The 24696-nt window shown below is 68.5% G+C and carries 22 protein-coding genes; 12 read left to right on the top strand and 10 right to left on the bottom strand.

The genetic code is table 11. The features are described from left to right. Positions 1 to 4 precede the first annotated feature (4 nt). The 5 genes from AC3WQM_RS20140 to AC3WQM_RS20120 form a co-directional block, all read right to left on the bottom strand. The gene (locus AC3WQM_RS20140) at positions 5 to 1300 is read right to left on the bottom strand and encodes a TRAP transporter large permease (protein ID WP_492681132.1); all 1296 of its coding nucleotides are present in this window, start codon (positions 1298 to 1300) and stop codon (positions 5 to 7) included. 8 nt (positions 1301 to 1308) lie between these two features. Beyond that, on the bottom strand, positions 1309 to 1797 hold the full coding sequence (locus AC3WQM_RS20135; RefSeq protein ID WP_062470671.1) for a TRAP transporter small permease: 489 nt from the start codon (positions 1795 to 1797) through the stop codon (positions 1309 to 1311). Between the two features lie 96 nt (positions 1798 to 1893). Next, positions 1894 to 2871 (bottom strand): TRAP transporter substrate-binding protein, encoded by a 978-nt coding sequence (locus AC3WQM_RS20130; RefSeq protein ID WP_489057487.1) that lies wholly within the window; start codon positions 2869 to 2871, stop codon positions 1894 to 1896. 44 nt (positions 2872 to 2915) lie between these two features. After that, entirely contained in the window at positions 2916 to 3803 is an 888-nt protein-coding gene (locus AC3WQM_RS20125) for an SMP-30/gluconolactonase/LRE family protein (RefSeq protein ID WP_492681130.1), read from the bottom strand. Positions 3804 to 3817: 14 nt separating this feature from the next. Continuing rightward, a complete protein-coding gene (locus tag AC3WQM_RS20120) occupies positions 3818 to 4642 on the bottom strand; it encodes an NAD-dependent epimerase/dehydratase family protein (protein ID WP_492681128.1) in 825 nt (274 codons plus the stop codon). Between the two features lie 109 nt (positions 4643 to 4751). Here AC3WQM_RS20120 and AC3WQM_RS20115 point away from each other — a divergent pair, with 109 nt between their 5' ends. The 7 genes from AC3WQM_RS20115 to AC3WQM_RS20085 all read left to right on the top strand — a co-directional run bounded on the left by AC3WQM_RS20115 (position 4752) and on the right by AC3WQM_RS20085 (position 12027). Then, the gene (locus AC3WQM_RS20115) at positions 4752 to 5612 is read left to right on the top strand and encodes a FadR/GntR family transcriptional regulator (RefSeq protein WP_489057484.1); all 861 of its coding nucleotides are present in this window, start codon (positions 4752 to 4754) and stop codon (positions 5610 to 5612) included. A gap of 123 nt (positions 5613 to 5735) precedes the next feature. Beyond that, a complete protein-coding gene (locus AC3WQM_RS20110; protein WP_307585986.1) occupies positions 5736 to 6725 on the top strand; it encodes a Bug family tripartite tricarboxylate transporter substrate binding protein in 990 nt (329 codons plus the stop codon). 52 nt (positions 6726 to 6777) lie between these two features. After that, on the top strand, positions 6778 to 7689 hold the full coding sequence (kdgD, locus tag AC3WQM_RS20105; RefSeq protein WP_492681126.1) for a 5-dehydro-4-deoxyglucarate dehydratase: 912 nt from the start codon (positions 6778 to 6780) through the stop codon (positions 7687 to 7689). Between the two features lie 54 nt (positions 7690 to 7743). Next, the gene (locus tag AC3WQM_RS20100; RefSeq protein WP_492681124.1) at positions 7744 to 8199 is read left to right on the top strand and encodes a nuclear transport factor 2 family protein; all 456 of its coding nucleotides are present in this window, start codon (positions 7744 to 7746) and stop codon (positions 8197 to 8199) included. A gap of 14 nt (positions 8200 to 8213) precedes the next feature. Continuing rightward, complete coding sequence (locus tag AC3WQM_RS20095) at positions 8214 to 9203, top strand: Bug family tripartite tricarboxylate transporter substrate binding protein (protein ID WP_492681122.1); 990 nt, start codon at positions 8214 to 8216, stop codon at positions 9201 to 9203. Positions 9204 to 9218: 15 nt separating this feature from the next. Further along, positions 9219 to 10577 (top strand): glucarate dehydratase, encoded by a 1359-nt coding sequence (gene gudD, locus AC3WQM_RS20090; RefSeq protein WP_492681120.1) that lies wholly within the window; start codon positions 9219 to 9221, stop codon positions 10575 to 10577. 13 nt (positions 10578 to 10590) lie between these two features. Next, positions 10591 to 12027: an aldehyde dehydrogenase family protein gene (locus tag AC3WQM_RS20085; protein ID WP_492681118.1), complete on the top strand. Its 1437-nt coding sequence runs from the start codon at positions 10591 to 10593 to the stop codon at positions 12025 to 12027. Between the two features lie 7 nt (positions 12028 to 12034). Here AC3WQM_RS20085 and AC3WQM_RS20080 read toward each other — a convergent pair whose 3' ends face one another. Then, positions 12035 to 13591 carry an ABC transporter permease/substrate-binding protein gene (locus AC3WQM_RS20080; protein ID WP_492681116.1) on the bottom strand — a complete coding sequence of 519 codons (1557 nt, stop codon included), beginning with the start codon at positions 13589 to 13591 and terminating at the stop codon, positions 12035 to 12037. A 110-nt stretch (positions 13592 to 13701) separates the two neighbouring features. Here AC3WQM_RS20080 and AC3WQM_RS20075 point away from each other — a divergent pair, with 110 nt between their 5' ends. Further along, a complete protein-coding gene (locus AC3WQM_RS20075; protein ID WP_492681114.1) occupies positions 13702 to 14760 on the top strand; it encodes an ROK family protein in 1059 nt (352 codons plus the stop codon). Between the two features lie 8 nt (positions 14761 to 14768). On the opposite strand, the gene AC3WQM_RS20070 is transcribed toward AC3WQM_RS20075, so the two are convergent. The 4 genes from AC3WQM_RS20070 to AC3WQM_RS20055 form a co-directional block, all read right to left on the bottom strand. Then, positions 14769 to 16532 carry an Ig-like domain-containing protein gene (locus AC3WQM_RS20070; protein ID WP_492681112.1) on the bottom strand — a complete coding sequence of 588 codons (1764 nt, stop codon included), beginning with the start codon at positions 16530 to 16532 and terminating at the stop codon, positions 14769 to 14771. A gap of 538 nt (positions 16533 to 17070) precedes the next feature. Continuing rightward, positions 17071 to 18450, bottom strand: coding sequence for a phospholipase D-like domain-containing protein (locus tag AC3WQM_RS20065; protein WP_489057475.1), 1380 nt, complete (start codon positions 18448 to 18450; stop codon positions 17071 to 17073). A gap of 25 nt (positions 18451 to 18475) precedes the next feature. Then, entirely contained in the window at positions 18476 to 19144 is a 669-nt protein-coding gene (locus AC3WQM_RS20060; protein ID WP_492681110.1) for a glutathione S-transferase family protein, read from the bottom strand. A 27-nt stretch (positions 19145 to 19171) separates the two neighbouring features. Continuing rightward, positions 19172 to 20293, bottom strand: coding sequence for a 5-methyltetrahydropteroyltriglutamate--homocysteine S-methyltransferase (locus AC3WQM_RS20055; protein WP_159272603.1), 1122 nt, complete (start codon positions 20291 to 20293; stop codon positions 19172 to 19174). A 145-nt stretch (positions 20294 to 20438) separates the two neighbouring features. On the opposite strand from AC3WQM_RS20055, the gene AC3WQM_RS20050 reads away from it, so the two are divergent. The 4 genes from AC3WQM_RS20050 to AC3WQM_RS20035 all read left to right on the top strand — a co-directional run bounded on the left by AC3WQM_RS20050 (position 20439) and on the right by AC3WQM_RS20035 (position 24690). Next, complete coding sequence (locus tag AC3WQM_RS20050; protein WP_492681108.1) at positions 20439 to 21548, top strand: aromatic ring-hydroxylating dioxygenase subunit alpha; 1110 nt, start codon at positions 20439 to 20441, stop codon at positions 21546 to 21548. After that, positions 21548 to 22321: a GntR family transcriptional regulator gene (locus AC3WQM_RS20045; protein WP_062470623.1), complete on the top strand. Its 774-nt coding sequence runs from the start codon at positions 21548 to 21550 to the stop codon at positions 22319 to 22321. The genes AC3WQM_RS20050 and AC3WQM_RS20045 overlap by 1 nt, the downstream gene beginning before the upstream one ends. Positions 22322 to 22360: 39 nt before the next feature. Further along, positions 22361 to 23350 (top strand): PDR/VanB family oxidoreductase, encoded by a 990-nt coding sequence (locus AC3WQM_RS20040; RefSeq protein ID WP_307586007.1) that lies wholly within the window; start codon positions 22361 to 22363, stop codon positions 23348 to 23350. 155 nt (positions 23351 to 23505) lie between these two features. After that, positions 23506 to 24690, top strand: coding sequence for an ABC transporter substrate-binding protein (locus AC3WQM_RS20035; RefSeq protein WP_489057469.1), 1185 nt, complete (start codon positions 23506 to 23508; stop codon positions 24688 to 24690). The last annotated feature ends 6 nt before the right edge of the window (positions 24691 to 24696 follow it).

Below are 24696 nucleotides of genomic sequence, written 5' to 3'. Positions count from 1 at the left end.
GTCTTTACTTCACCACCATGAAGAGGCTGGGCAGCCAGGTGGAAAACGCGGGAACGAAGGTAACGACCCCGAGCGCGAAGATCAATGCGCCGTAGAAGGGCCAGATGGTCTTCATCACCGTGCCCACCGACACCCCGCCGATGGCACAGCCGACGAACTGGGTGGTACCCACCGGCGGCGTGTTCAGGCCGAGCGCGCAGTTGATGAGCATCACCACGCCGAACTGCACCGAGGTCATGCCGTACTGCTGTGCAATGGGCAGGAAGATCGGGGTGCACAGCAGGATGGTCGCGGCCATGTCCAGGAAGGTGCCCAGCACGAACAGGATGATGTTGATGAGCAGGAAGATCATCCACGGCGTGGTCGTCACCTGCGACAGCATCTGGCCCGTGAGTTCGGCCACGCCGTACAGGCTGATCAGGTAGCCGAAGGTGCTCGAGATGCCGATCAGCAGCAGGATCACGCCCGTGGTGCGCACGGCCTTCGAAGCCGCCTTGATGAAGTGCTCCCACTTCAGCGTGCGGTACACGAAGATGGTGAGCGCCAGCGCATAGAGCACCGCCACCGCCGCCGATTCGGTCGCCGTGAAGATGCCCGACAGGATGCCGCCGAGGATCAGCACCACGATGAACAGGCCCGGCAGCGCTGCTGCGAACGAGCGTGCCACGATGTCCCAGCCGGGGAACTTGCCGGCCGGGTAGCCACGCTTCACGGCCACGAGGTACGCGGCCGCGAGGTTGCTCAGTGTGAGCACGGCGGCCGGCAGCAGCGCCGCCAGGATCAGCGCCGCGATCGACACCTTGCCGCCCGCCGCGAGCGAGTAAATGATGAGGTTGTGGCTCGTCGGCATCAGCGCGCCGACCAGCGCCGCGTGGGTCGTCACGTTCACCGCGTAGTCGGCGTGATAACCCTCCTTCTTCATCATCGGGATCATCACGGCGCCCATGGCCGAGACGTCCGCCACGGGCGAGCCCGAGACGCCGCCGAACAAGGTGCAGGCCACCACGTTCGACATGCCCAGGCCGCCGCGCACGTGGCCCACGAGGTTGCGCGCGAAGTTGACGATGCGGTCCGCGATGCCGCCGTAGAGCATCAGCTCGCCGGCGAAGATGAAGAAGGGAATGGCCAGGAACGAGAAGATGCCCATGCCCGAGGTCATCTGCTGGAAGCCCACCGCGAGCGGCAGGCCTTCGTACAGCAGCGTGGCCAGGGCCGACAGGCCGATCGAGAACGCCACCGGCACGCCGAGCAGCAGGAGCAGCGTGAACGAGATGCAGAGAATGAGAAGAGGGGTCGTCATGATGAGGTTCAGCCCCAGGCGGGTTCGACTTCGCGGCCTTGAGCGAGCGCGATGATGTGTTCGATCGAGAACATCACGATGAGGACGCCGGACACGGCGGCGGGCACGTACTTCCAGCCTTCGGAAATCCACAGCGTGGGCAATCTGTAGTCCCACACCGACTCGGCGAGCGAGGCGCAGTTCCAGGCCATGGCCAGGCCGAACAGCAGGATCAGCGCGTGGATGAGGTATTCCATCTTCAGGCGCAGCCAGTCGGGTGCGAGCACGAGGAAGGATTCAAGCCCGATGTGGCCCGCGTCGCGCACGCCCACGGCCACGCCCAGCATGGTCACGTAGAGCACCAGCAGCAGTGCGAGGCTTTCGGCCCAGGTGGGGGTGTTGTTGAGCACGTAACGGCCGAACACCTGCCAGCTCACGGCGCAGATCACCGCGACGAGACCGAGGATGCCCAACCACATGCAGGCACGGGCGAGCGTGCGGCAAAGTTTGGTGTACATATTTCCAGCGCGAAAAATGGAGAGGCTCCGCCTCTTCGTGGCCCCCGGCAGGGGCGCAGGGTCACGAAGTGCGCGAAGCCTGGGGGCGAGCCCTGTTTACTTCGTGTCCTGGACGCGCTTCACGAGGTCCTTGAGCTTCGCGTCCGTGATGAACTTGTCGTACACCGGCTTCATCGCGGCCTGGAATGGGGCCTTGTCGACGTCGATGATCTCGGCGCCGCCGGCCTTCACCGTGGCCAGCGACTTCACTTCACGCTCCTGCCACTGCTTGCGCATGTAGGGCACCGATTCCTTGGCGGCCTGGCGGATCCAGCCTTGTTCTTCGGCGGAGAGCTTGTCCCACGCGCGCTTGGAGAACAGCAGCATCTCGGGCGCCATCGAGTGCTCGGTCTTGCTGTAGTACTTGGCGACCTCGAAGGCGCGCGCGCTTTCGTAGGTGGGGTAGTTGTTTTCGGCGGCGTCGATGAGGCCGGTCTTCAGGCCCGTGTAGACCTCGCCCATGGGCATCGGCGTGGCGTTGGCGCCCATGGCCTCGAGCATCGACACCCACAGGTCGGACTGCTGCACGCGCACCTTCAGGCCCTTCATGTCGGCGAAGTTGCGCACGGGCTTCTTGGCCGTGAACATCGAGCGCGCGCCGCTGTCGTAGTAGGCCAGGCCCACGAAGCCCTGCTTCTCGCACGACTTCAGGATCTCTTCGCCGATCGGGCCGTCGAGCACCTTGTGCAGGTGCTCCACCGAGCGGAACAGGAAGGGCATGGTCGGCACCTGCGTCTCGGCGCAGATGTTGTTCATGGGCGCGATGTTCACGCGCACCATCTGCAGTGCGCCGATCTTGGTCTGCTCGATCGTGTCTTTCTCGTTGCCGAGCGCGCTGTTGTTGAAGACCTTGATGCTGTGCTTGCCCCCGGACAGCGCCTTGAGCCGTTCGCTCATGAACTTCACGGCGGTCACGGTGGGGTAGTCGTCGGGGTGGATGTCGGCCGAGCGGAACTCGGTGGCGCCTGCAGCCAGCGTGGTCAACGCGGCTGCAGCGCCGGCAGCAAGTGCGATGAGTGTTTTGTAGAGCTTCATTTGTCTCGTCCTCTTGGTGGTTGTCGTGAACAGAAAGAAAGGGGTCAGCCGAAGGCCGGCTCGGGCACGCCGGCCACGCCGGGGCGCAGCGCGAACACGCCGCCGGCCAGCGGCTGGTCCGACAGGTCGATGCCGCCGGGGCGGATCGAGGTGACGAACAGCGTGTCGAGGTTCGGGCCGCCGAAGGCGCACATGGCGGGCTTCTTCACCGGCACGGCGAGCGAGCGGTCGAGCCGGCCGTCGGGCGTGAAGCGGTGCACCAGGCCGGCGTCGTTGCCGCAGATCCAGTAGCAGCCGTCGACGTCCATCGCCGCGCCATCGGGGCGGCCGGGCAGGGGATTCATGTCGACGAACAGGCGGCGGTGGTGGGGCGTACCGGTGTCGGTGTCGTAGTCGAAGGCCCAGACAGCCTGCACGCTCGGGTGCGAGTCCGACAGGTACATCGTGCGGCCGTCGGGGCTGAAGGCCAGGCCGTTGGGCACGATCAGGTCGTCCAGTTGCAGCGTTGCGCCGTCGTCGCCGGGGCCGTGGCGGTACAGGCGGCCGACGCGCGCGCCCGCAGCCATGTCGAGCAGCATCGTGCCGGCCCAGAAGCGGCCTTGCCGGTCGCAGCGGCCGTCGTTGAAGCGCATACCCGACGCGGCGTGCGCCACCGGGGCGAGCGGCGTGGCCGCGAGCGTGCCGTCGGCGCGCGGGCGCAGCGAGAACAGGCCGCTTTCCATGCCGGCGATCCATTCGCCGGGCTGGTCGGCACGCGGTGCGATGCAGGCGATCATTTCGTCCGCCTGCCACTGCGCATGGCCTTCGCCGGCGTGCCAGCGGTTGAGCGTGCGCGCGGGAATGTCGACCCAGTACAGCGCCTGCTGCGCGGCCAGCCACACCGGGCTTTCGCCCGTGCCGTTGCGTGCGTCGAGAACGAGTTCGGCTTGCATGGTGCGCAGCGTGGTCAGTCGCCGAACGGGCCTTGTGCGGTGAACGCGCCGCCTTGGTAGATGGCGTTCGGATCGGTGGGCGCCACCGGCGGCTGTGCCTCGACCTTGTCGCGGAACACCTCGGAGCTGTCTTGTGGCACGAAGCCCAGGTGCGCGGCGGCGGCGTTGTCCCACCACAGGTCGCGGTTGGCCGACATGCCGTAGACCACCGTGTGCTTCGCGTCGGGCGTGAAGAGCGACTTCTGGATCAGCGTCGTGAGGTCGCGGTAGCTGAGCCAGGTGTGCATCATGCGGCGGTTGGCCGGCTCGGGGAACGAGGAGCCGATGCGGATGCTCACCGTCTCGATGCCCCAGCGGTCGAAGTAGAACTGCGCCATGTCCTCGCCGAAGGACTTCGACAGGCCGTAGTAGCCGTCGGGCCGGCGCGCAGCGTGCGCGTCGATGTGTTCGTCCTGCTTGTAGAAGCCGATCACGTGGTTCGAGCTGGCGAACACCACGCGCTTCACGCCGTGGCGGCGCGCGGCTTCATACAGGTTGAACACGCCCTTGATGTTGGCTTCGAGCACTTCCTCGAACGGGCGCTCGACCGACACGCCGCCGAAATGGGCGATGGCGTCGCAGCCGGCCACCAGCGCGTCGACCGCGGCCTTGTCGGACAGGTCGCAGGGCACGACTTCTTCATGCGCGCCCGTGGCCGGTGCGATGTCGGCGATGTCGGAAAGGCGGATCACGTTCGCAAAAGGCGCGAGCCGTTCGCGCAGCACGCGACCCAGGCCGCCGGCGGCGCCGGTCAGCAGCAAGCGGCCAAGCTGGGGGGAGGGGGCTTCAGGCGTCGACATGTCTTCGGGATGTGTGAGGGGAAGCGGAGGAGGTGGAGAACTTCGTCACCGTTTTTAGGTGATAAGTTATCTGTTGTCGTACAACTGTGAGGGGATTATGATCGTCGTCATGGCCTCAACGACTGCGGGTAATCCCGAAGTTCAGACAACGACCGCCGACAACCCGGCGGGCAACGCCGCTTTCGTGGGGCGGCCGCGCCAGCGCGCGCGCGGCCTGGCGCACGGGCTGGTGGAAGACCTGGGCGAAAAGATCCGCAGCCAGTCGCTGCGCCCCGGCGACAAGCTGCCCACCGAGTCGGCCATCATGCAGGCCTACGGCGTGAGCCGCACCGTGGTGCGCGAGGCGCTGTCCAAGCTGCAGGCGGGCGGGCTGGTCGAGACGCTGCACGGCGTGGGCACCTTCGTGCTGCAGCCGCGTCCGGGCGGCATGGGCGGGGTGTTCCGCCTCGATCCCGGCGAGATCGCGACCTCGGTCGACGTGCTCGCCGTGCTCGAGCTGCGCATCAGCCTGGAGACCGAATCCGCCGGGCTGGCCGCGAGCCGGCGCACCGACGAGCAGCTGGTCGCGATGCGCCAGGCGCTCGACACGTTCGAGCAGAACGTCAAGGTGGGCGGCGACACGGTGGGGCCCGACTTCGCCTTCCACCTGGAGATCGCGCAGTCGACTGGCAACCCCTACTTCGCCGACATCATGCGGCACCTGGGCACGACCATCATCCCGCGCACGCGCATCAGCGCGATCCGCGTGCAGGACGGCAGCTACCTGAGCCGCGTGAACCGCGAGCACGAGGAAATCTACGCGGCCATCGCGCGCCGCGACCCCGAGTCGGCACGCGCCGCGATGCGCATCCACCTGACCAACAGCCGCGAGCGGCTGCGCATGGCGCAGGAAGCTGCGCAGCAACAGAAGGCCAGGACGGAGGCGGCCGGCCGCGGCGCCGCCTCGTCCGACAACACCCCTTCGCGCTGAGTTCGCCCCGGGTTTTCGGGGCCCAAGTCTGGACAAGCTGATTCTCTGGTTGTACGATGACTGATAACATGCGGCGCCATCGCGGCCCCGCATGCCTGCATCGAACCTCAGGAGACAGCCCCCATGACCGTCAACCGACGCGGCGCGCTCGGCGCCGCCCTTGCCACCACACTGGCCGCCAGCCTGCCCCTGCACGCGTTCGCGCAAGGGGCGGGCGGCACCTGGCCTTCCAAGCCCATCCGTCTCATCGTGCCGTACCCGCCGGGCGGCTCGTCGGACATCATTGCGCGCGCCATCGGGCAGCCGCTGTCCGAGGCGCTGGGCCAGCCCGTGGTCATCGAGAACCGCGCGGGCGCCAACGGCAACCTCGGCGCCGACATGCTGGCCAAGGCGCCGGCCGACGGCCACACGCTCATGCTGTGCGACCTCGGTGCGCTGGCCATCAGCCCGTCGCTGTACCCCAAGCTGCCGTTCGATCCGTCGAAGGACCTGCGCAGCGTGGCCATGCTGGCCTACTCGCCGCACCTGCTGGTGGTGCACCCGTCGGTGCAGGCCAACACGCTGAAGGAGCTGGTCGAGCTGTCGAAGAAGAGCGATCTCAACTTCGCCGTCACCGCCAGCGGCAGCACCGCGCACCTGGCCGGCGTCGAGTTGCAGCGCAAGAGCGGCGCCAAGTGGGAGTACGTGCCCTACAAGGGCGGCGTGCAGGCCGTGCTCGACACCGTCGCGGGCCAGACGCAGGTGCTCATGAACGGCATGCTGGCCACCTACCCGCATGTGCAAAGCGGCAAGCTCAAGCTCATCGCTGTTTCCAAGTCGACGCGCATGCCGCTGATCGGCAGCGTGCCGACCATCGCGGAGCAGGGCGTTCCCGGCTACGAGTCGGGCACATGGCAGGGCATGGTCGCGGCGCGCGGCACCCCTGACGCGGTGATCGCCCGGCTCAACAAGGAACTGGTCCGCATCATCCGCACGCCCGACATCCGGGCGCGGCTGGCGGGGCAGGGCGCCGAGGTCGTGACCATGACCGCGCCCGAGCAGGACCAGTTCTTCGCCAAGGAGCGCGCGCGCTGGGCGCAGGTCATCCAGCAAGCCAATCTGAAGCTCGATTGAGCGATCCCTTCTTCTTCATTTCTCTTTTTCATTTTTCACTGGACGACTTCCGATGAACCCGCAAGAACTCAAGACCATCATGGGCTCCGGCCTGCTCTCGTTTCCGCTGACCGACTTCGACAGCAACGGCGACTTCAACAAGAAGGGCTACATCGAGCGCCTCGAATGGCTGGCACCCTACGGCGCGAGCGCGCTGTTCGCCGCGGGTGGCACGGGCGAGTTCTTCTCGCTGACGGGCGACGAGTACCCCGGCATCATTCAGACGGCGGTCGACACCTGCCGCGGCAAGGTGCCGATCATTGCCGGCGCCGGCGGCCCGACGCGCTTTGCCATCCAATGCGCACAGGCCGCAGAGAAGGCCGGCGCGCACGGCATCCTGCTGCTGCCGCACTACCTCACCGAAGCCGGCCAGGAAGGCCTGGCCGCGCACGTCGAGGCCGTGTGCAAGAGCGTGAAGTTCGGCGTGATCGTCTACAACCGCGCCAGCAGCCGCCTCAAGCCCGACACGCTCGCCCGCCTGGCCGAGCGCAACCCGAACCTCGTCGGCTTCAAGGACGGCGTGGGCGACATCGAGGCGATGGTCGCGATCTTCCAGAAGATGGGCGACCGCTTCGCCTACCTGGGCGGCCTGCCCACGGCCGAGGTGTATGCCGCGGCCTACAAGGCGATGGGCACGCCCGTGTACTCGTCGGCGGTCTTCAACTTCATCCCGAAGACGGCGATGGACTTCTATCACGCGGTCGCCAACGACGACATGGCCACGCAGCACCGCCTGCTGAAGAACTTCTTCATGCCTTACCTGGAGCTGCGCAACCGCGTGCCCGGCTACGCCGTGAGCATCGTGAAGGCGGGCGCCAAGCTCGTCGGCCACGACGCCGGCCCCGTGCGCGCGCCACTGACCGACCTGAAGCCCGACGAGATGGACGCACTGAAGGCGCTCATCGACACGCTCGGCCCGCAGTAAGCCGGCACTGATCGCAGTAGTCGCCAGCACCACAGAACAACAGGAGACAACGACATGCTCATCAGGAAATTCCTGCTCGCCGCCGCGGCGACCGCTGTGTTCGCGGGTTGTGCCGCCAGCGGTGGCAGCTACAGCGCGTCGGACGAACCCGCCGTGGCCGCAGCCGCTGAGCGGCTGCGCGTCGCCATGGTCGACCCGACGCCCGCCGCGCTGCGCGCGCTGGTGTCCGACGACCTGAGCTACGGCCATTCGGGCGGCAAGGTCGACACGCAGGCCAGCTTCATCGCCGACCTGCTCGACGGCAAGTCCGACTTCGTGACCATCGCCATCACCGACCAGACCGTGAAGGTCGTCGACGGCCGCACGGCCATCGTGCGCCACACGCTCACGGCCGACACCAACGATTCGGGCAAGCCCGGCAAGGTCGCGCTGAAGATCCTCGGCGTCTGGCAGAAGCAGGGCGGCGAGTGGAAGCTGCTCGCGCGCCAGGCTGTGCGCCTTCCTTCCTGATCGGACCACCGCGCATGAAGAGAACGCAATTCCTGGCGACGGGCCTCGCGCTCGCCGCCACCGCGCTGCTGTCGCCGCTGCACGCCTGGGCGCAGGCCGATGCATGGCCGCAGCAGAAACCCGTGACGATCATCGTGCCGTTCCCGGCTGGCGGCTCCACCGACATGGTGGCGCGCGCATTGGCGCAGCAGCTGCAGGCCAAGCTCGGCGGCAGCTTCGTGGTCGACAACCGGCCCGGTGCCACCGGCACCATCGGCACCGGCTTCGTGCGGCGCGCACTGCCCGACGGCTACACGCTGCTGGTGTCGTCGCTCGGCGCCTTCGTCGTCACGCCGCACCTGCAAAAAGGCGTGCCCTACGACGCCACCAAGGACTTCGACTACATCAGCGTGCCCGTGCAGGCGCCCAACGTGCTCGTGGCGAATGTCGCGCGGCCCGAGCGCAGCGTGGCCGACGTGCTCGCGCTCCTGCGCAAGACGCCCGGCAAGGTCTCGTTCGCGAGCTCGGGCAACGGCTCGTCCGACCATCTCTCGGCCGAACTCTTCTGGCAGCAATCGAAGACCGAAGGCGTGCACGTGCCCTACAAGGGCGGCGCGCCGGCGGTGAACGACCTGCTGGGCAACCAGGTCGACTTCTCGTTCCAGAACGTGAACGCCGTGCTGCCGCACATCCGTGCCGGCAAGCTGCGCGCGCTGGCCGTCACCGGCGACAAGCGCTCGCCCGTGCTGCCCGACGTGCCCACGCTCGCCGAGGCCGGCGTGAAGGGCGCCGAGGTCTATTCGTGGCAGGGCATGGCCGCGCCCAAGGGCCTGCCGCCCGCCACGAAGAAGAAGCTGAGCGACGCGGTCATCGCCGCCATGCAGGACCCCGAGACGAAGAAGCGCATGCTCGACCAGGGCCTGGAAATCGTCGCCAGCACGCCCGAGGACTTCACTGCCTTCCAGTTGCGCGAGTGGGCGCGATGGAAGACATTGATCGACACCCGCCACATCACTGCCGATTGAGGCCACAGCCCGAAGATGACAAGTCCTGAATCCGTTTCCCCTGTCGTGTCGGGCGCGCCCGTCGTCACCGCCATGCGCGTCGTGCCCGTCGCGGGCCACGACAGCATGCTGATGAACCTCAGCGGCGCGCACGGCCCGTTCTTCACGCGCAACCTGCTGATCCTGACCGACAGCGCCGGCCACACCGGCGTGGGCGAGGTGCCGGGCGGCGAGAAGATCCGCCAGACGCTCGAAGACGCGCGCGACCTCATCGTGGGCCAGCCCATCGGCAACCACAACGCCGTGCTCAACCGCATGCGCAGCGCCTTTGCCGCGCGCGACAGCGGCGGGCGCGGCCTGCAGACCTTCGACCTGCGCGTGACCATCCACGCCGTGACCGCCGCCGAAGCCGCGCTGCTCGACCTGCTGGGCCAGCACCTGGGCGTTCCCGTGGCCGCGCTGCTCGGCGAAGGCCAGCAGCGCGATGCGGTGCAGATGCTCGGCTACCTGTTCTACGTGGGCGACCGCACGAAGACCGACCTGCCGTACGAGACCGACCCCGGCGCCGACAACGACTGGTTCCGCCTGCGCCACGAGGAGGCCATGACGCCCGAGGCCATCGTGCGCCTGGCCGAGGCCACGCATGCGCGCTACGGTTTCACCGACTTCAAGCTCAAGGGCGGCGTGCTGCGCGGCGAGGAAGAGGTCGAAGCGATCCGCGCGCTGCACGAACGCTTCCCGCAGGCGCGCGTCACGCTCGACCCGAACGGCGGCTGGCTGCTGGCCGACGCCATCCGCCTGTGCCGCGACCTGCACGGCGTGATGGCCTATGCCGAAGACCCGTGCGGCGCCGAGGGCGTGTTCTCGGGCCGCGAGGTGATGGCCGAGTTCCGCCGCGCCACCGGCCTGCCCACCGCCACCAACATGGTCGCCACCGACTGGCGCGAGATGGTGCACAGCCTCTCGCTGCAGTCGGTCGACATTCCGCTGGCCGATCCGCACTTCTGGACCATGCAGGGTTCGGTGCGCGTGGCGCAGCTGTGCCAGGCCTGGGGCCTGACCTGGGGCTCGCATTCGAACAACCACTTCGACGTGTCGCTCGCGATGTTCACGCACGTGGCCGCGGCGGCGCCGGGCAAGGTCACGGCCATCGACACGCACTGGATCTGGCAGGACGGCCAGCGCCTCACGAAGGCACCGCTGCAGATCGAAGGCGGCCTCGTGCAGGTGCCCACGCGCGGCGGCCTGGGCATCGAGCTCGACATGGCCGAGGTCGAGAAGGCGCACCAGCTGTACCTGAAGCATGGCCTGGGCGCGCGCAACGATGCGCAGGCAATGCAGTACCTCATTCCCAACTGGACTTTCGACAACAAGCGGCCCTGCATGGTCCGCTGAAGGAAACGACGCAATGCAGAACTTCGACAACCTCATCAACGGCGAATGGCTGGCCGGCCACAGCTACAGCCCCAACATCAACCCCAGCAACCTGGCCGATGTGCTGGGCCAGTACACGCAGGGCGACAAGGGCCAGGTCGACGCCGCCGTGGCCGCCGCCACCGCAGCCTTGCCCGCCTGGGCGACGGGCAGCATCCAGGCGCGCTCCGACGCGCTCGACAAGATCGGCACGGAGATCCTCGCGCGCAAGGAAGAGCTGGGCACGCTGCTGGCGCGTGAAGAAGGCAAGACCAAGGCCGAAGGCATCGGCGAAGCCACGCGCGCGGGGCAGATCTTCAAGTTCTTCGCGGGCGAGTGCCTGCGCCTGTCGGGCGAGGTGCTGCCGTCGGTGCGCCCGAACATCGGCGTGGAAATCACGCGCGAGCCGGTGGGCGTGGTCGGGCTCATCACGCCGTGGAACTTCCCCATCGCGATTCCTGCGTGGAAGATCGCGCCTGCGCTGGCCTTCGGCAACTGCGTGGTTCTCAAGCCCGCCGACCTCGTGCCGGGCTGCGCCTGGGCGCTGGCCGAGATCATCAGCCGCTCGGGCATTCCGGCCGGCGTGTTCAACCTCGTGATGGGGCGCGGCAGCGTGATCGGCGATGCGCTGGTGAACCACCCGGGCATCCATGCGATCAGCTTCACGGGCTCGGTGGGCGTGGGCCGCAACATCGCGATCCAGTGCGTCACGAACCACAAGAAGGTGCAGCTCGAAATGGGCGGCAAGAACCCGCAGGTGGTGCTCGACGACGCCGACCTCGCGCAGGCCGTGGAGCTCAGCGTGCAGAGCGCGTTCTACTCGACCGGCCAGCGCTGCACGGCGTCGAGCCGCCTCATCGTGACCGAAGGCATCTACCCGAAGTTCATCGACGCGATGAAGACGCGCATGGCGAAGATCAAGGTCGGCGACGCGCTGGCGCAGGGCACCGACGTGGGGCCGGTGTCGTCGAAGTCGCAGCTCGACCAGGACATGGAATACGTCGCCATCGGCAAGGGCGAGGGCGCCACGCTGGCGGCCGGCGGCGAGCTGCTGAAGCTGGAGACGGACGGCTACTACATGTCGCCGGCGCTGTTCAGCGAGTCAGCCGCGAACATGCGCATCAACCGCGAGGAAGTGTTCGGCCCGGTGGCGAGCGTGATCCGCGTGAAGAACTACGAAGAGGCGCTGGCGACGGCCAACGACACGGAGTTCGGTTTGTCGGCCGGCATCGCGACCACCTCGCTGAAGTACGCGACGCACTTCAAGCGCCACAGCCAGGCGGGCATGGTGATGGTGAACCTGCCGACGGCGGGGGTGGACTATCACGTGCCGTTTGGCGGCCGCAAAGGATCGAGCTATGGGCCGCGTGAGCAGGGCAAGTACGCGCAGGAGTTCTTCACGACGGTGAAGACGGCTTACACGCTGGCCTGAGAACCCGTCAGGTGGGTGGCAGCGAGGCCGGTGGCGCCCGACGACGGCGCCGCATCCAGAGTTCGATCAGCTCGAACAGGCCTTCGCTGACCAGCGCCATCGCCGCAGCCGGCAGTGCACCGGCCATCAACAGCTCGCGATCGTTGAGCGCCAGCCCCGTCACGATGCGCTCGCCGAAGCCGCCCGCACCGATGAAGGCCGCGATGGTCGCCGTGCCGATGGCGATCGCAGTGGCTGTTCTCACGCCCGCCAGCAACGTGGGCAACGCGAGAGGCAACAGCACCAACTGAAGGCTCTGCGGCGGCGTCATGCCCAGCGCGGTGCCGGCCAGTCGCAGGCCGTTGGGCACCTCGGTCAATCCGGTCACGGTGTTGCGCATGATCGGCAGCAGCGAATACAGCGTGAGCGCGATCAGCGCGGGCAGGGCGCCGATGGCGCCGAGCAGCGAGATCAGCACCGCGAGCAGCGCCAGCGACGGCACGGTCTGCATCACGCTCGCAAAGCCCAGCACCACGGCGCGCAGCCGCAGGTGCGGAAACACGAGGATCGCCAGCGGCACGCCGATGAGGATGGCCACGCCGACCGACACCGCCACCAGCAGCAGGTGCTGGCGCGCGAGCGGCCAGAGGTCGGGCCCGAAGAGCTTGGCCGTGAAGCCGCGCGCGGCGCTCGGTGGTGTCTTGCCGTCTTTCGTGGCGCCCGCGAGGAAGTCGCGCGCGATGGTGTCGAAGCGCACGCCCTGCAGTTCGGCGCGCGCGTTCATCGCGATCATCGCGTGCTCGTCGATCTTGCCTTCGAGCGCCTGCAATGCGGCCCAGGCCTTCGGCAGCCGCGCGGGCAGGTCGAGCTTGTAGAGCACCACCGCGTCGTAGCGCGGAAAGTACTGCTTGTCGTCCACCAGCACACGCAGGCCGAGGTGGTCGATCTTGGCGTCGGTGGTGTAGATGTCGATGGCGTCGATCTGTTTGGCCGTCATCGCTTCGTAGGCCAGGCCGTGGTCTAGACCGGTCGGCGTCTGCGTGAAGCCGTAGCGTGCGGCCAGGCCCTTCCAGCCGTCGGCGCGGCCGATGAACTCGTTCGACAGCCCGATGCGCAGCTCGGGGTGCCGGGCCAGGTCGCTCAGCGTGCGCAGCCCGAGCTTGTCGGCGTCGGCGGCGCGCACGGCCAGCGCGTAGCCGTCGTTGAAGCCCAGCGGAATCGCCATGCCCAGCCCGAGCGGCGCGAGCGCGGCGTTCATGGCCTCGCGCGTGTCGGCGGGCGAGCCCTTGAGGATCTCGAGCGCGATGGTGCCGGTGTATTCGGCGTACAGGTCGATGGCGCCCGAGCGCAGCGCCTCGTACACGATGGCCGTGTTGCCCAGCCCCTGACGCACGACGGGCGGCGAGGCGGTGTGCGGCGCGGCGGTCTGCGCCAGCACCTCGGCCAGGATGTACGACTCGGTGAAGCGCTTGGAGCCGACGCGCAGCGTCTCGTCGGCGGCCTGCGCGCGGGGCGCGGCGGCGGCCAGCCAGAGCATCGCGAAAAGCCACAGGGCGGGGTGCCAGAAGCTGCGAGGCAGGTGCATCCGGGTCAGTGTATCGGCATCGCCGCGCCCGCCGTACCCGTCCGTCTCCTACACGCCGTGGTGCGCGAAGCCGATGCGCCACGGGCGCGCGGCGGCCCATAGTGGCCGTCATGAAAAAAACCAGGCACGCGCCCCCCGGTCCCGACATCCATGGCCTGCGTGAGCTGCCCGGCCTGCGCGTGGACGGCTACAGCCTGCAGCTGCGCGACAAGAATGGATTCGTCGGCGACCAAGCCAGCCAGACGGCGTTTCGCGAACTGCTCGAGCGCTGGCGCAAGCGGCGCCGCAAGACCGGCCGCGACCCGCTGGGCGCGGTCCACTCGCGCGACCTGAGCAAGAAGCAGCTCGACCGCGCGTTGCAGGAGAAAACCGCCACGGCCGCCGGCGACGTGATGCATGGCGCCATCGAGGAGTTCGCGCAAGAGCTGGCCTTCGTGGTGCAGCGCTTCGTGCGCCAGCCCTCGTGGCGCAAGGTGCAGCGCATCGTGGTCGGCGGCGGCTTTCCCGAGAGCGATGTGGGCGAGCGCGCGATCCTGGAGGCGGGCGCAATGCTCGAAGACCTGGGCGTGCACGTGCAGCTGGGCCGGCTGTCGCACAACGTGGACGACGGCGGACTGATCGGCTGGGCGCACCTGACGCCGCCGGCCCTGTTGAAGGGGCACGACGCCATCCTGGCGGTGGACATCGGCGGCACCAACGTGCGCTGCGGCATCGTGAAGACGCGGCACCGCAAGGCGCCCGACTTCTCGCGCGCGAAAGTGGTCAAGCGAGAAAAGTGGCGCCACGCCGACGACGGCCCGAACCGCAGCCACATGGTGGAGCGCATCGCCGACATGCTCGAGGACATGGTGATCTACGCCGAGCGCCGCAAGATCCGGCTCGCGCCGTTCATCGGCATCGGCTGCCCGGGGCTGATCCGCGCCGACGGCTCGATTGCACGGGGCGCGCAGAACCTGCCGGGCGACTGGGAGAGCCGCGCCTTCCACCTGCCGGCCGCGCTGTGGCAGCGCCTGCCGATCATCGGCTCGGGCGCGACGCTGGTGCTCATGCACAACGACGCGGTGGTGCAGGGCCTGAGCGAGCTGTCCTTCATGCGCGACGTGCGCCACTGGGGCGTGCTGACCATCGGCACCGGGCTGGGCAACGCCAGCTTCACGAACCGGCGCTGAGTTCGGTCTTACAGATCCTCGGGCCGCAGTTCCGCGCCGACGCGCGCGGTGGCCGAGGTGGTGGCGACGTTGCCCGCCGCATCGGTGGCGCGCAGCTCGATGTTCGCCAGGCCCGCGCGCGCGGGCGTCCAGCTGCAGGCGTAGGGCGCGGCGCGCAGCGCGCAGACGGTCTTGCCGTCGACGATGAAGGCCAGCTCGGCCACGCCGGTGTCGTCGGTCGCGCTGCCCGTCAGCCGCACCGGCAGGCCGGCGGCCGACGCCGCCATGGACGGCACGTTCAGCGTCACGGTCGGTGCCGTGGTGTCGGCGGGCGCGCGCACGATCACCTGCGCCGAGGCAACCTCGGCATTGCCCGCCGCGTCGATGGCGATCACGCGAATGATCTGCACGCCCGGCGCGGTCGGCGTCCAGTGGCAGGTGTAGGGCGGGGCGGTGAAGGTGCAGATCGGCAGGCTGTCGGTGCCGATCACCTTCACGCCGAAGACGCCGACGTTGTCGACCGCCACGGGCGCCAGCGCCACGGGCTGGCCCACGGTCGCCATCGCGGGGGCGGCCAGGGACACGGCCGGCTTCTGGCTGTCGGGCACGCCCAGCGGCAGGTCGATGGTGAAGGCCGCCTGCCCCTGCACCGCCTTCTGCTCGAAGGCATCGAAGATGGTGAACCAGGTGGCGCCCGGTGCGCGGCCCGGGGCCTGGGCCTTCACGAGCAGCGTGGTCTTGCCGACGGCAAAGCAGCTGAAGCCGCAGCGCCAGTCGAAGACGAAGCGGCCTTCGGCATTCGTCGTGCCCTGCGCGATCGGCTCCAGCGGCTTGCCGGCGCCCGGGTCGCGCCACACCGAGACGGGCGCGCCGGCCAGCGCGGCGCCGCTCTCGCGCTCGGTCACGCGCACCTGCGTGGCGGTGGTCGCGGCCATGAACTTCGAGCTGCCGAGCTTGGGCCAGTCGCGCCAGTCGGTGTTGATCTGTGCCTTGGTGCCTTCGGTGAAACGGATCAGGCCGAGCGTGGCGACGCGGTTGGCGGCCGGGTCGTAGCGCTGCTCGAACACGGTGCCCAGCAGCGGGTCGAGGCGCCAGTGCTGGCGCGTCCACCAGTAGCGGTCGGTGTGCTTCACGAGGGCAAGGTCGCTGGCGGGCGCGGTCTCGGTGGTGTCGGCGACGGCGATGGCGTTGTAGTACTCGCCCGAGCCGGCACCGAACACATGCTCCAGCTCGTGCAGCAGGGTCTTGAGCTGGCGGCCGAGGTAGTCCTTCTCGGTGGACTCGGGCGCGGCCGGCGTGATGGCGCGCGACAGGCGCAGCGGGTCGTGGATGGCAGTCCAGTTCAGGTTCCAGGTCACGCCGGTGGGCGGGAAGGTGGTGCTGGTGGTCAGGCCGCCGTGGCTGTAGCCGCGCTTCGAGGGGCCGACGCACAGCACGATCTCGCCGCCGGCCACGCCGCTGAAGCCGCAGGGCGGCGCCGCGCCGGGCGCGACGATCTGCAGGTCTTTCGCGGGATCGAAGGTGAAGCTGCGCACCGTCTCGCGCTGGAACACGGTGTTGAGGTCGGCCACGTACTGCGCGAGCCGGCGGCCGGCCTCGGGCGCGCCGATGTCGGCCGCCAGTTGCGGGTCGATGAAGAAGCGCAGACGGTGCACGCTCGGCGTGGCGCGGCCGACTTCGTTCAGGGCCGCCCAGGCGGGAGCGGCGGACAACGGCAGCAGCAGGGCCCAAACGACAGGCAAGGCTGCGCCCAGCCGGCGCGCGAGCGCCAGCAGCGAATCAATGAAAGGCATCGATTTTTCTCCCCGTGCTCAGGGGAATCCGGCAGTGATCGACAACAAAGGGGACCGCTTCGGGCCGCGCGAAGGTGTCGCCCGGCGCCCAGCGCACAGACCCCGCGGCGACCGCCTTTGCCGGTCACGCTCCTGCATCGCATCGAGGTCGCCGAAGGCGATACGCCCTGACGGGCGCCGATGCTTCTGAAGTGCGGGGGACTACTGGTTGCTCATTCAGTGCGGAGGGCGGGCGGACCGCTCATTCCTCCCCACGATGTGGCAACAATCAGTGAACCTTTATCTTAATTTCTGGGCTCGTAGGAAGGGAACTGGCCTCGCTGTAGTGGTGCCTGTTATTTGGGCACTTTCTCACGACAACGGCGGTACGAATGGCGCTTCGGTGGGCCCCATGAGGCCGGGCCGGAGCGGGCTGCCCCGCGATGCAGGGGGCTCCGAAGGAACATTCATCCACCGGAACCGGTGGCGATTCTAGTGCGAATGTTCAATTGGTTGCAATTGTGTTGCATTCGTGCATCTTGGGCGATGCACCGCCCGCCTACAGCTGGAAGGCGACGGTCAGCAGCAGCCCCTCTGCCACGTCGCGCAGCAGCCCCGGGCGCCGCGCGCGGTAGGGCTCGCCGGCCGAGGCCGTGGTCTCGATCCATTCGGCCAGCCATTCGATGTCGTCGTGGCCGTAGAACACCACCGCCGCCTCGTGGTTCAGCAGCAGGCTGCGCAGGTCGAGGTTGATCGAGCCGCACATCGCCAGTTCGTCGTCGACCACCACGGCCTTGGCGTGCGCCATGAAGGGCAGCATGCGAAAGCTCACGCCTGCGCGCGCCAGGTCGCGCATGGCGCGTGCGCGCACGAAGTCGGCCAGCCGGTGGTTCGACTGCGCGGGCATCGCGATGGTCACCTGCACGCCGCGCCGCGCGGCGAGGCGCAGTGCGTCGCGCAGGCCGTCGCCGGGCACGAAGTAGGGCGTGATCGCGAGGATGCGGTGCTCGGCGCGAAAGCAGGCGTCGATGAGCAGCGCGTGCGCCGTGTCCTCGGTCTGGTCGGGGCCGCTCGGCAGGAACTGGGCCATGGCGCAGCCGGGCCCCGCGGGCACGTCGGCGGCGGTGATGGCGCGCGCCTTGCGCCCGCGCACCGAGCTCCAGTCGTGGTCGAACTGGCGCGCCGCGGCGGCGGCCACGCTGCCGTGCAGGTCGAACGACAGGTCGTGCCAGGCTTCGGGGTGCTTGTCGTTGCCGGAGAAGTACTCGCCCGCGAGGTTGCGCCCGCCCGACCACAGCCAGCGGTCGTCGGCGATGGTGAGCTTGCGGTGGTTGCGCAGGTTGCGCGGACCGATGCGGCGCAGGCTGAAGAAGGGGCGGAACACCGCCACCTCGCCGCCGGCCGCGCGCAGCCGGTCGAAGTGATGGCGCGGCAGCGAGAGCGCACCGAAGCCGTCGAGCAGCACGCGCACCTTGATGCCTTCGCGCGCGCGCTGCGCGAGCCGCGCCAGCACGGCGTGGCCGAGCGCGTCGTCGCCGATGATGAAGGTGCACACGTCCAGCCGCTGGCGCGCGCCGTCGATCACCTCGAACAGCGCCTCGCGCGCGGCCTCGCCGTCGGCGTGCATGCGGATCGCGCAGCGCCCGGGCGGCGCCAGGCCGAAGCTCTCGATCAGGTCGGCCGCCCAGTGGCCCGGCGGCAGCGAACGCGGCGGCCGGGGCGCGCCGGCCGGGCGCAGCTTGCGCTGGCCGAACAGCAGGTACATCGGCAGGATCGCGTAGGGCATGAGCACCAGCCCCATGACCCACGCGATGGCGGTGGTGGGCGCGCGCTGCTCGCGGCGCGTGCGCGTGGTCAGCACATAGACCAGCAACGCGAAAGTGACGGCAAGAAAATGCTGCGAAGGGGAGGGCAGCCAGTCGAAGAGGGTGTCCGGCATGGGCGGGTGATGCCTCGGTGCCCGCTCAGCGCTGCAGGAAGGCCGGCACGCCGCGCCCTTGCGAAGCCAGGAACCGCATCATCGGATCGACCACCGCGCGCACCGCGGGCCGCGCGCCCACGCGCTCGCGCCAGGCCACGAGGCGCGGCGTGGCGCCGGTCATGCCGGCGCCCTTGCGATCGGCGAACACATGCGCCATGTAGAAGGCGATGTCGGCGAAGGAGTAGGGGCCGGCCAGGTATTCGCGCGTGGCGAGCAGGCCCTCCATCTCTTCGTAGAAGCGCGCGCAGGCGGCGCATGCGGCCATGGCCGGCGCGCTTTGCATGGCGTCCTGCAAGCCGAAGAGCTTGATGACGTTGGGGAAGAACACCTCGTCCGACTTCTGCTCCAGCTGCCGCGCGCGGGCCCGGTCGGCAATGCCCTCAGGCCACAGTCGGAAGGCTGGATACCGATCTTCGAGGTACTCGAAGATCTGCGTCGAGTCGAACAACGCGACCTCGTCGTCGACCAGCACCGGCACCTGCTGCTTCACCGGGTTCACGCGCAGCACCTCGGGGTGCTTGGGCTCGTAGGCGTCGTCGGTGGTGAACGGCACCATGGTGAGCTCGAAAGTGATGCCTTTTTCGTACGCGGCGATCTGCACCTTCGCGCCGAACATGCTGAGGGGGCCGGAGTAAATCTGCGTCGTCGTCATGCCCCCGACTTCAACAGAAACCGCGCGTCAGGTCGAGCCCCAGACTTCCTGCGCTGTCTCGACCACGAGGCGCAGCTTGTTGCGCTGTGCTTCGACGGCGATGTTGTTGCCGTGCACCGTGCTGGAGAAGCCGCACTGCGGCGACAGCGCGAGCTGGTCGAGCGAGGCGTACTTGCTGGCGTCCTCGATGCGGCGCTTGAGCTCGTCCTTGTCTTCCATCTCGCCGAACTTGGTGGTCACGAGGCCGAGCACCACGGTCTTGCCCTTGGGCAGGTAGCGCAGCGGCTTGAAGTCGCCCGAGCGGGCGTCGTCGTACTCCATGAAGTAGGCGTCGAGGTCCATCTCCTTGAGCAACGCCTCGGCCACCGGCTCGTAGTTGCCGGCCGCGGCGTGCGTGCTCTTGAAGTTGCCGCGGCACAGGTGCATGGCCAGCAGCATGCCCGGCGGCTTCTGCGCCACCACCTTGTTGATGAAGGCGGCGTAGCGGTGCGGCAGTTCGTTCGGGTCGTCGCCGCGCTTGCGGGCGGCTTCGCGCATGTGCTCGTCGCACAGGTAGGCGAGGTTGGTGTCGTCCATCTGCACGTAGGTGCAGCCGGCGGCGGCCAGCGAGCGCAGCTCGTCGCCATAGGCCTTGGCCACGTCGTCGTAGAACACCGGGTCGAGCTCGGGGTACGCGTCCTTGCTGATGCCCGCGCGTCCGCCGCGGAAGTGCAGCATCGTCGGCGAGGGGATCGTCACCTTCGGCGTGCGGCCGGCCGACACCTGGCTTTTCAGGTACTGGAAGTCGGCGAGCTGGATGTCCTTCACGTGGCGCACCTTGTCGATCACGCGCATCGCGGGCGGCGCCAGTTCCTCGGTGCCGTCGGGGCGGCGGATGGTGACCGGGATGTCGGTCTTCACGCCGCCGAGCTGGTCGAGGAAGTCGATGTGAAAGTAAGTGCGGCGGAACTCGCCGTCGGTGATGCTCTTGAGGCCGATGTCTTCCTGGAAGCGGACGATCTCGGTGATGGCCTTGTCTTCGACCTCGCGCAGTTGCGCGGGCGTGATCTGGCCCTTGGCTTTTTGCTCGCGGGCTTCGAGCAGGTATTGCGGGCGCAGGAAGCTGCCCACGTGGTCGTAGCGGGCGGGCAGGGCGGCATGCTGGGACATGGAATGAACTCCGTCGTGGCTGTGAACGAGCGGAATCCTAGCGCCTTCGTGAAAAGCCTGTTTGTATACGTAGATGTCAGTGTTTACCCTCGAATAAGGGGTTCAACTCTGGAATTTCTCGCTGTTCTGTATACATTGCGTATTCATGAAGACGCCCACGACCGCCTTTCCGCTCAACGCCTGGTATGCCGCCGCCTACGACGTCGAAGTGCGTCACGCGCTGCTGCCACGCACCATCTGCAACCAGAAAGTGGTGCTGTTCCGCCGCACCGACGGCCAGGTGGCCGCGCTCGAAGACGCCTGCTGGCACCGGCTGATGCCGCTGTCGCTGGGCCGTCTCGAGGGCGACGAGCTGGTCTGCGGCTACCACGGCCTGGTCTACAACAGCCAGGGCCGCTGCACCCACATGCCGAGCCAGGAAACGCTCAACCCCTCGGCCTGCGTGCGCAGCTTTCCGGTGGTCGAGAAGCACCGCTTCGTGTGGATCTGGCCCGGCGACCCGGCCAAGGCCGACCCGGCGCTGGTGCCCGACATGCACTGGAACGACGACCCCGCCTGGGCCGGCGACGGCAAGATGATCCGGGTCCACTGCGACTACCGCCTCGTGGTCGACAACCTCATGGACCTCACGCACGAGACCTTCGTGCACGGCTCGTCGATCGGCAACCGCGAGGTGGCCGAGGCGCCCTTCGTGGCCACGCACGGCGACCGCTCGGCCACCGTTACGCGCTGGATGGAGAACATCGACGCGCCGCCGTTCTGGGGCAACCAGATCCGCCATGCGCGCGGCTACACGGGCAAGGTCGACCGCTGGCAGATCATCCGTTTCGAAGGCCCGTGCACGGTGAACATCGACGTCGGCGTGGCCGAGGCGGGCAGCGGCGCGGTGCCGTCGGGCGACAACGCCGGCGACCGCAGCAAGGGCGTCAACGGCTACGTGCTCAACACCATCACGCCCGAGACCGACAAGACCTGCCTGTACTTCTGGGCCTTTGCGCGCAACTACTGCCTGGGCGAACAGCGCCTCACGCACGAGCTGCGCGAGGGCGTCTCGGGCATCTTCCGCGAGGACGAGATCGTGCTCGAGGCGCAGCAGAAGGCCATCGACGAGCACCCCGACCACCAGTTCTACAACCTCAACATCGACGCCGGCTCGATGTGGGCGCGCCGCCTCATCGACCGCATGATCGAGAAGGAACGGCCCGCGCGCGCCGCGATCCCGATCCGTCCCGCTCCAGAGAGCCAGGCCGCGTGATGAAGGTCGCCACCGTCTCCCCCGCCGAGCCCGGCGACAGCGGCAGCTCGCAGGCCGTGAAGGCGCAGCTGCGGCTGCGCGAAATGATCCTGGCGGGCGAACTGCCCGGCGGCGCGCGCATTGCCGAGGTCGCCATTTCCGAACAGCTCGGCGTGTCGCGCACGCCGGTGCGCAGCGCGCTCATGCGGCTCGAACAGGAAGGCCTGCTCGAAGCCCTGCCCAACGGCGGCTATGCGGTGCGCACCTTTTCCGAACGCGACGTGGCCGACGCCATCGAGCTGCGAGGCACGCTCGAAGGCCTGGTGGCGCGGCTGGCGGCCGAGCGCGGCGCGGCGCCCGTGGTGCTGCGCGAAGCGCGCGCCTGCCTCACGCGCATCGACGAGCTGCTGCGCGAGCCCGCGCTCGACGACGCGGCCTTCTCGCGCTACGTGACGCACAACGAAAAATTCCACGCGCTGCTGTGCGAGATGGCGGGCAGCCCCGTCATCGCGCAGCAACTCGAACGCGTGGTCAACCTGCCGTTCGCCTCGCCCTCGGGCTTCGTCATCGTGCAGGCCAATTCGCCGGCCGCGCGCGACATGCTCGTGATCGCGCAAGACCAGCACCTGCAGGTGCTCGACGCCATCGAGTCCGGCGAGGGCTCGCGCGCCGAGGCGCTGATGCGCGAGCACAGCCGCATCGCGCGGCGCAACCTGCGCGAGGCGCTGCACGGCACGCCGAGCGCCGAACAGCGTCCGCTGCCGGGCGTGCAACTGATCCGCCGTCGCGGCTGATCGAGACTTTCTTCTTTCTTTCCCTGTTGGTGTTCCCCGATGAAAAGCGATCTTCAATGGATGCAGGCGCAGGTGGTGGCGCTGCGCGACGTCACGCCCACCGTGCGCGAGTTCACGCTGCGCCCCGACACCGACTTCGTCGCCGCGCATGAGCCCGGCGCCCACCTGCAGGTGCAGGTGATGACCGAGCAGGGCCGCGTGCAGACGCGCTCCTACTCGCTGGTGGGCGAGGGCGACGGCAGCTGCTGGCGCATCGCCGTCAAGCGGCTGGACGACGGCCGTGGCGGCTCGCGCGCGATGTGGCGCCTGGCCGTGGGCGACCGGCTGCAGGTGAGCGCGCCGCAGAACCACTTTCCGCTCGACCTCGCGGCGCCCGGCTACCTGCTGGTGGCGGGCGGCATCGGCATCACGCCGCTGGTGCTGATGGCGCAGCGCCTCGGTGCACTGGCGCAACGTCGCGGCGTGCCGGTGGCCATGCTGTACGGCGCGCGCCATGCGGGCGAGTTCGGCTACCTCGACACCCTGCGCGACGCGCTGGGCGAGGCCGGCGTACAGGCGCACGAAGGCGCCGCGCCCATCGACTTCGACGCCGCCATCGCCGCGCTGCCGCCCGGCGGCCAGCTCTACACCTGCGGCCCGGTGCCGATGCTCGAAGCCGTCAAGCGCGCCTGGGCCGCGGCCGGCCGGCCGCTCGCCGACCTGCGCTTCGAGACCTTCGGCAGCAGCGGGCGCCTCGCCACGCAGGCCTTCACCGTGCGCATTCCGCGCCACGACCTGTCGATCACCGTGCCGGCCGATTGCACCCTGCTCGACGCGCTCGATGCGGCCGGCGTGCAGACCCTGTCGGACTGCAAGCGCGGCGAGTGCGGCCTGTGCGCCATGGACGTGCTGGCCGTGGACGGCGAAGTCGACCACCGCGACGTGTTCCTGAGCCCGCACGAGAAGCAGGCGACCACGCGCATCTGCGCCTGCGTGTCACGCGCCGTGGGTACGCTCACGCTCGATTCCGCGTACCGCCCGGACCGTTGAAAACATCGGTTGCGCGATCATCGCGCAACCATTCGACTGATCGCGCAACAATGACCCGTGCGGCGGGTGGGTAGGTGGTTGCCTGCTCCGTCAATTGTTGCGAATTGTTCAAAATACGCCCGGTTTCGCATTCCGTCCCTCAAAGGAAAAATTCCATGCAAAGACGCCATCTCATCCAGACCGCCGGCCTTTCGGCGATTGCGCTCGCCACCGCGCTGTCGCTGCCTGTGGCCAGCGCCCAGGACAACAAGTTCAAGATCGGCCTGATCCTGCCGATGACGGGGCAGTCGGCCTCCACCGGCCGCCAGATCGAGGCCGCCGCGCGCCTGTACATGGCTCAGAACGGCGACACCGTGGCCGGCAAGAAGGTCGAGCTGATCGTGAAGGACGACACCGGCCTGCCCGACGTGACCAAGCGCCTGGCGCAGGAGCTCATCGTCAACGACAAGGTCAACGTGATCGCCGGCTTCGGCATCACCCCGGCCGCGCTGGCCGCCGCGCCGCTGGCCACGCAGTCGAAGACGCCGCAGGTCGTGATGGCCGCCGCCACCTCGAGCATCACCGAAGCCTCGCCCTACATCGTGCGCAGCAGCTTCACGCTGCCGCAGGTGTCGGTGGTGATGGGCGACTGGGCACCCAAGAACGGCGTGAAGTCGGTGGTCACGCTGGTCACCGACTACGGCCCGGGCAACGACGCCGAGAAGTTCTTCAGCGACCGCTTCCAGCTCAACGGCGGCAAGGTGCTCGAGAAGCTGCGCGTGCCGCTGCGCAACCCCGACTTCGCACCGTTCCTGCAGAAGGTGCGCGACGCCAAGCCCGACGCGCTGTTCGTCTTCGTGCCCTCGGGCGCGGGCGCGGCGGTGATGAAGCAGTTCCTGGAGCGCGGCATGGACAAGGCCGGCATCAAGATGATCGCCACCGGCGACGTGACCGACGACGACCAGCTGAACGACATGGGCGACGGCGCGCTGGGCGTGGTCACCTCGCACCACTACTCGGCCGCGCACCCCTCGGCGCTGAACAAGAAGTTCGTCGAGGCCTTCCAGAAAGCCAACCCGAAGATGCGCCCCAACTTCATGGCCGTGGGCGGCTATGACGGCATGCGCGTGATCTACGAAGCGCTCAAGACCACCAAGGGCCAGGGCGGCGGCGAAGCGCTGCTGGCCGCCATGAAGGGCCAGGTCTTCGAAAGCCCGCGCGGCCAGGTGCTGATCGATGCGCAGACGCGCGACATCGTGCAGGACGTGTACCTGCGCAAGGTTGAAAAGAAGGACGGCCAGCTCTACAACGTCGAGTTCGACGTGATCAAGGGCGTGAAGGACCCGGGCAAGGCGAAGTAATAAAGC

This window comes from Variovorax sp. FW301-JW7 (genome assembly GCF_058788795.1).
The sequence above is the reverse complement of the archived record's forward strand: the minus strand, read 5'-3'. Positions and strand labels throughout refer to the sequence as shown.

Coding starts and splice junctions, on each gene's coding strand:
- AC3WQM_RS20045 (WP_062470623.1), top strand. CDS start 21,548: ATGAAGGTCGCCACCGTCTCCCCCGCCGAGCCCGGCGACAGCGGCAGC.
- AC3WQM_RS20040 (WP_307586007.1), top strand. CDS start 22,361: ATGAAAAGCGATCTTCAATGGATGCAGGCGCAGGTGGTGGCGCTGCGC.
- AC3WQM_RS20085 (WP_492681118.1), top strand. CDS start 10,591: ATGCAGAACTTCGACAACCTCATCAACGGCGAATGGCTGGCCGGCCAC.
- AC3WQM_RS20060 (WP_492681110.1), bottom strand. CDS start 19,144: ATGACGACGACGCAGATTTACTCCGGCCCCCTCAGCATGTTCGGCGCG.
- AC3WQM_RS20135 (WP_062470671.1), bottom strand. CDS start 1,797: ATGTACACCAAACTTTGCCGCACGCTCGCCCGTGCCTGCATGTGGTTG.
- AC3WQM_RS20055 (WP_159272603.1), bottom strand. CDS start 20,293: ATGTCCCAGCATGCCGCCCTGCCCGCCCGCTACGACCACGTGGGCAGC.
- AC3WQM_RS20035 (WP_489057469.1), top strand. CDS start 23,506: ATGCAAAGACGCCATCTCATCCAGACCGCCGGCCTTTCGGCGATTGCG.
- AC3WQM_RS20065 (WP_489057475.1), bottom strand. CDS start 18,450: ATGCCGGACACCCTCTTCGACTGGCTGCCCTCCCCTTCGCAGCATTTT.
- AC3WQM_RS20080 (WP_492681116.1), bottom strand. CDS start 13,591: ATGCACCTGCCTCGCAGCTTCTGGCACCCCGCCCTGTGGCTTTTCGCG.
- AC3WQM_RS20100 (WP_492681124.1), top strand. CDS start 7,744: ATGCTCATCAGGAAATTCCTGCTCGCCGCCGCGGCGACCGCTGTGTTC.
- AC3WQM_RS20120 (WP_492681128.1), bottom strand. CDS start 4,642: ATGTCGACGCCTGAAGCCCCCTCCCCCCAGCTTGGCCGCTTGCTGCTG.
- AC3WQM_RS20050 (WP_492681108.1), top strand. CDS start 20,439: ATGAAGACGCCCACGACCGCCTTTCCGCTCAACGCCTGGTATGCCGCC.
- AC3WQM_RS20115 (WP_489057484.1), top strand. CDS start 4,752: ATGGCCTCAACGACTGCGGGTAATCCCGAAGTTCAGACAACGACCGCC.
- AC3WQM_RS20140 (WP_492681132.1), bottom strand. CDS start 1,300: ATGACGACCCCTCTTCTCATTCTCTGCATCTCGTTCACGCTGCTCCTG.
- AC3WQM_RS20110 (WP_307585986.1), top strand. CDS start 5,736: ATGACCGTCAACCGACGCGGCGCGCTCGGCGCCGCCCTTGCCACCACA.
- AC3WQM_RS20070 (WP_492681112.1), bottom strand. CDS start 16,532: ATGCCTTTCATTGATTCGCTGCTGGCGCTCGCGCGCCGGCTGGGCGCA.
- AC3WQM_RS20075 (WP_492681114.1), top strand. CDS start 13,702: ATGAAAAAAACCAGGCACGCGCCCCCCGGTCCCGACATCCATGGCCTG.
- AC3WQM_RS20130 (WP_489057487.1), bottom strand. CDS start 2,871: ATGAAGCTCTACAAAACACTCATCGCACTTGCTGCCGGCGCTGCAGCC.
- gudD (WP_492681120.1), top strand. CDS start 9,219: ATGACAAGTCCTGAATCCGTTTCCCCTGTCGTGTCGGGCGCGCCCGTC.
- AC3WQM_RS20125 (WP_492681130.1), bottom strand. CDS start 3,803: ATGCAAGCCGAACTCGTTCTCGACGCACGCAACGGCACGGGCGAAAGC.
- AC3WQM_RS20095 (WP_492681122.1), top strand. CDS start 8,214: ATGAAGAGAACGCAATTCCTGGCGACGGGCCTCGCGCTCGCCGCCACC.
- kdgD (WP_492681126.1), top strand. CDS start 6,778: ATGAACCCGCAAGAACTCAAGACCATCATGGGCTCCGGCCTGCTCTCG.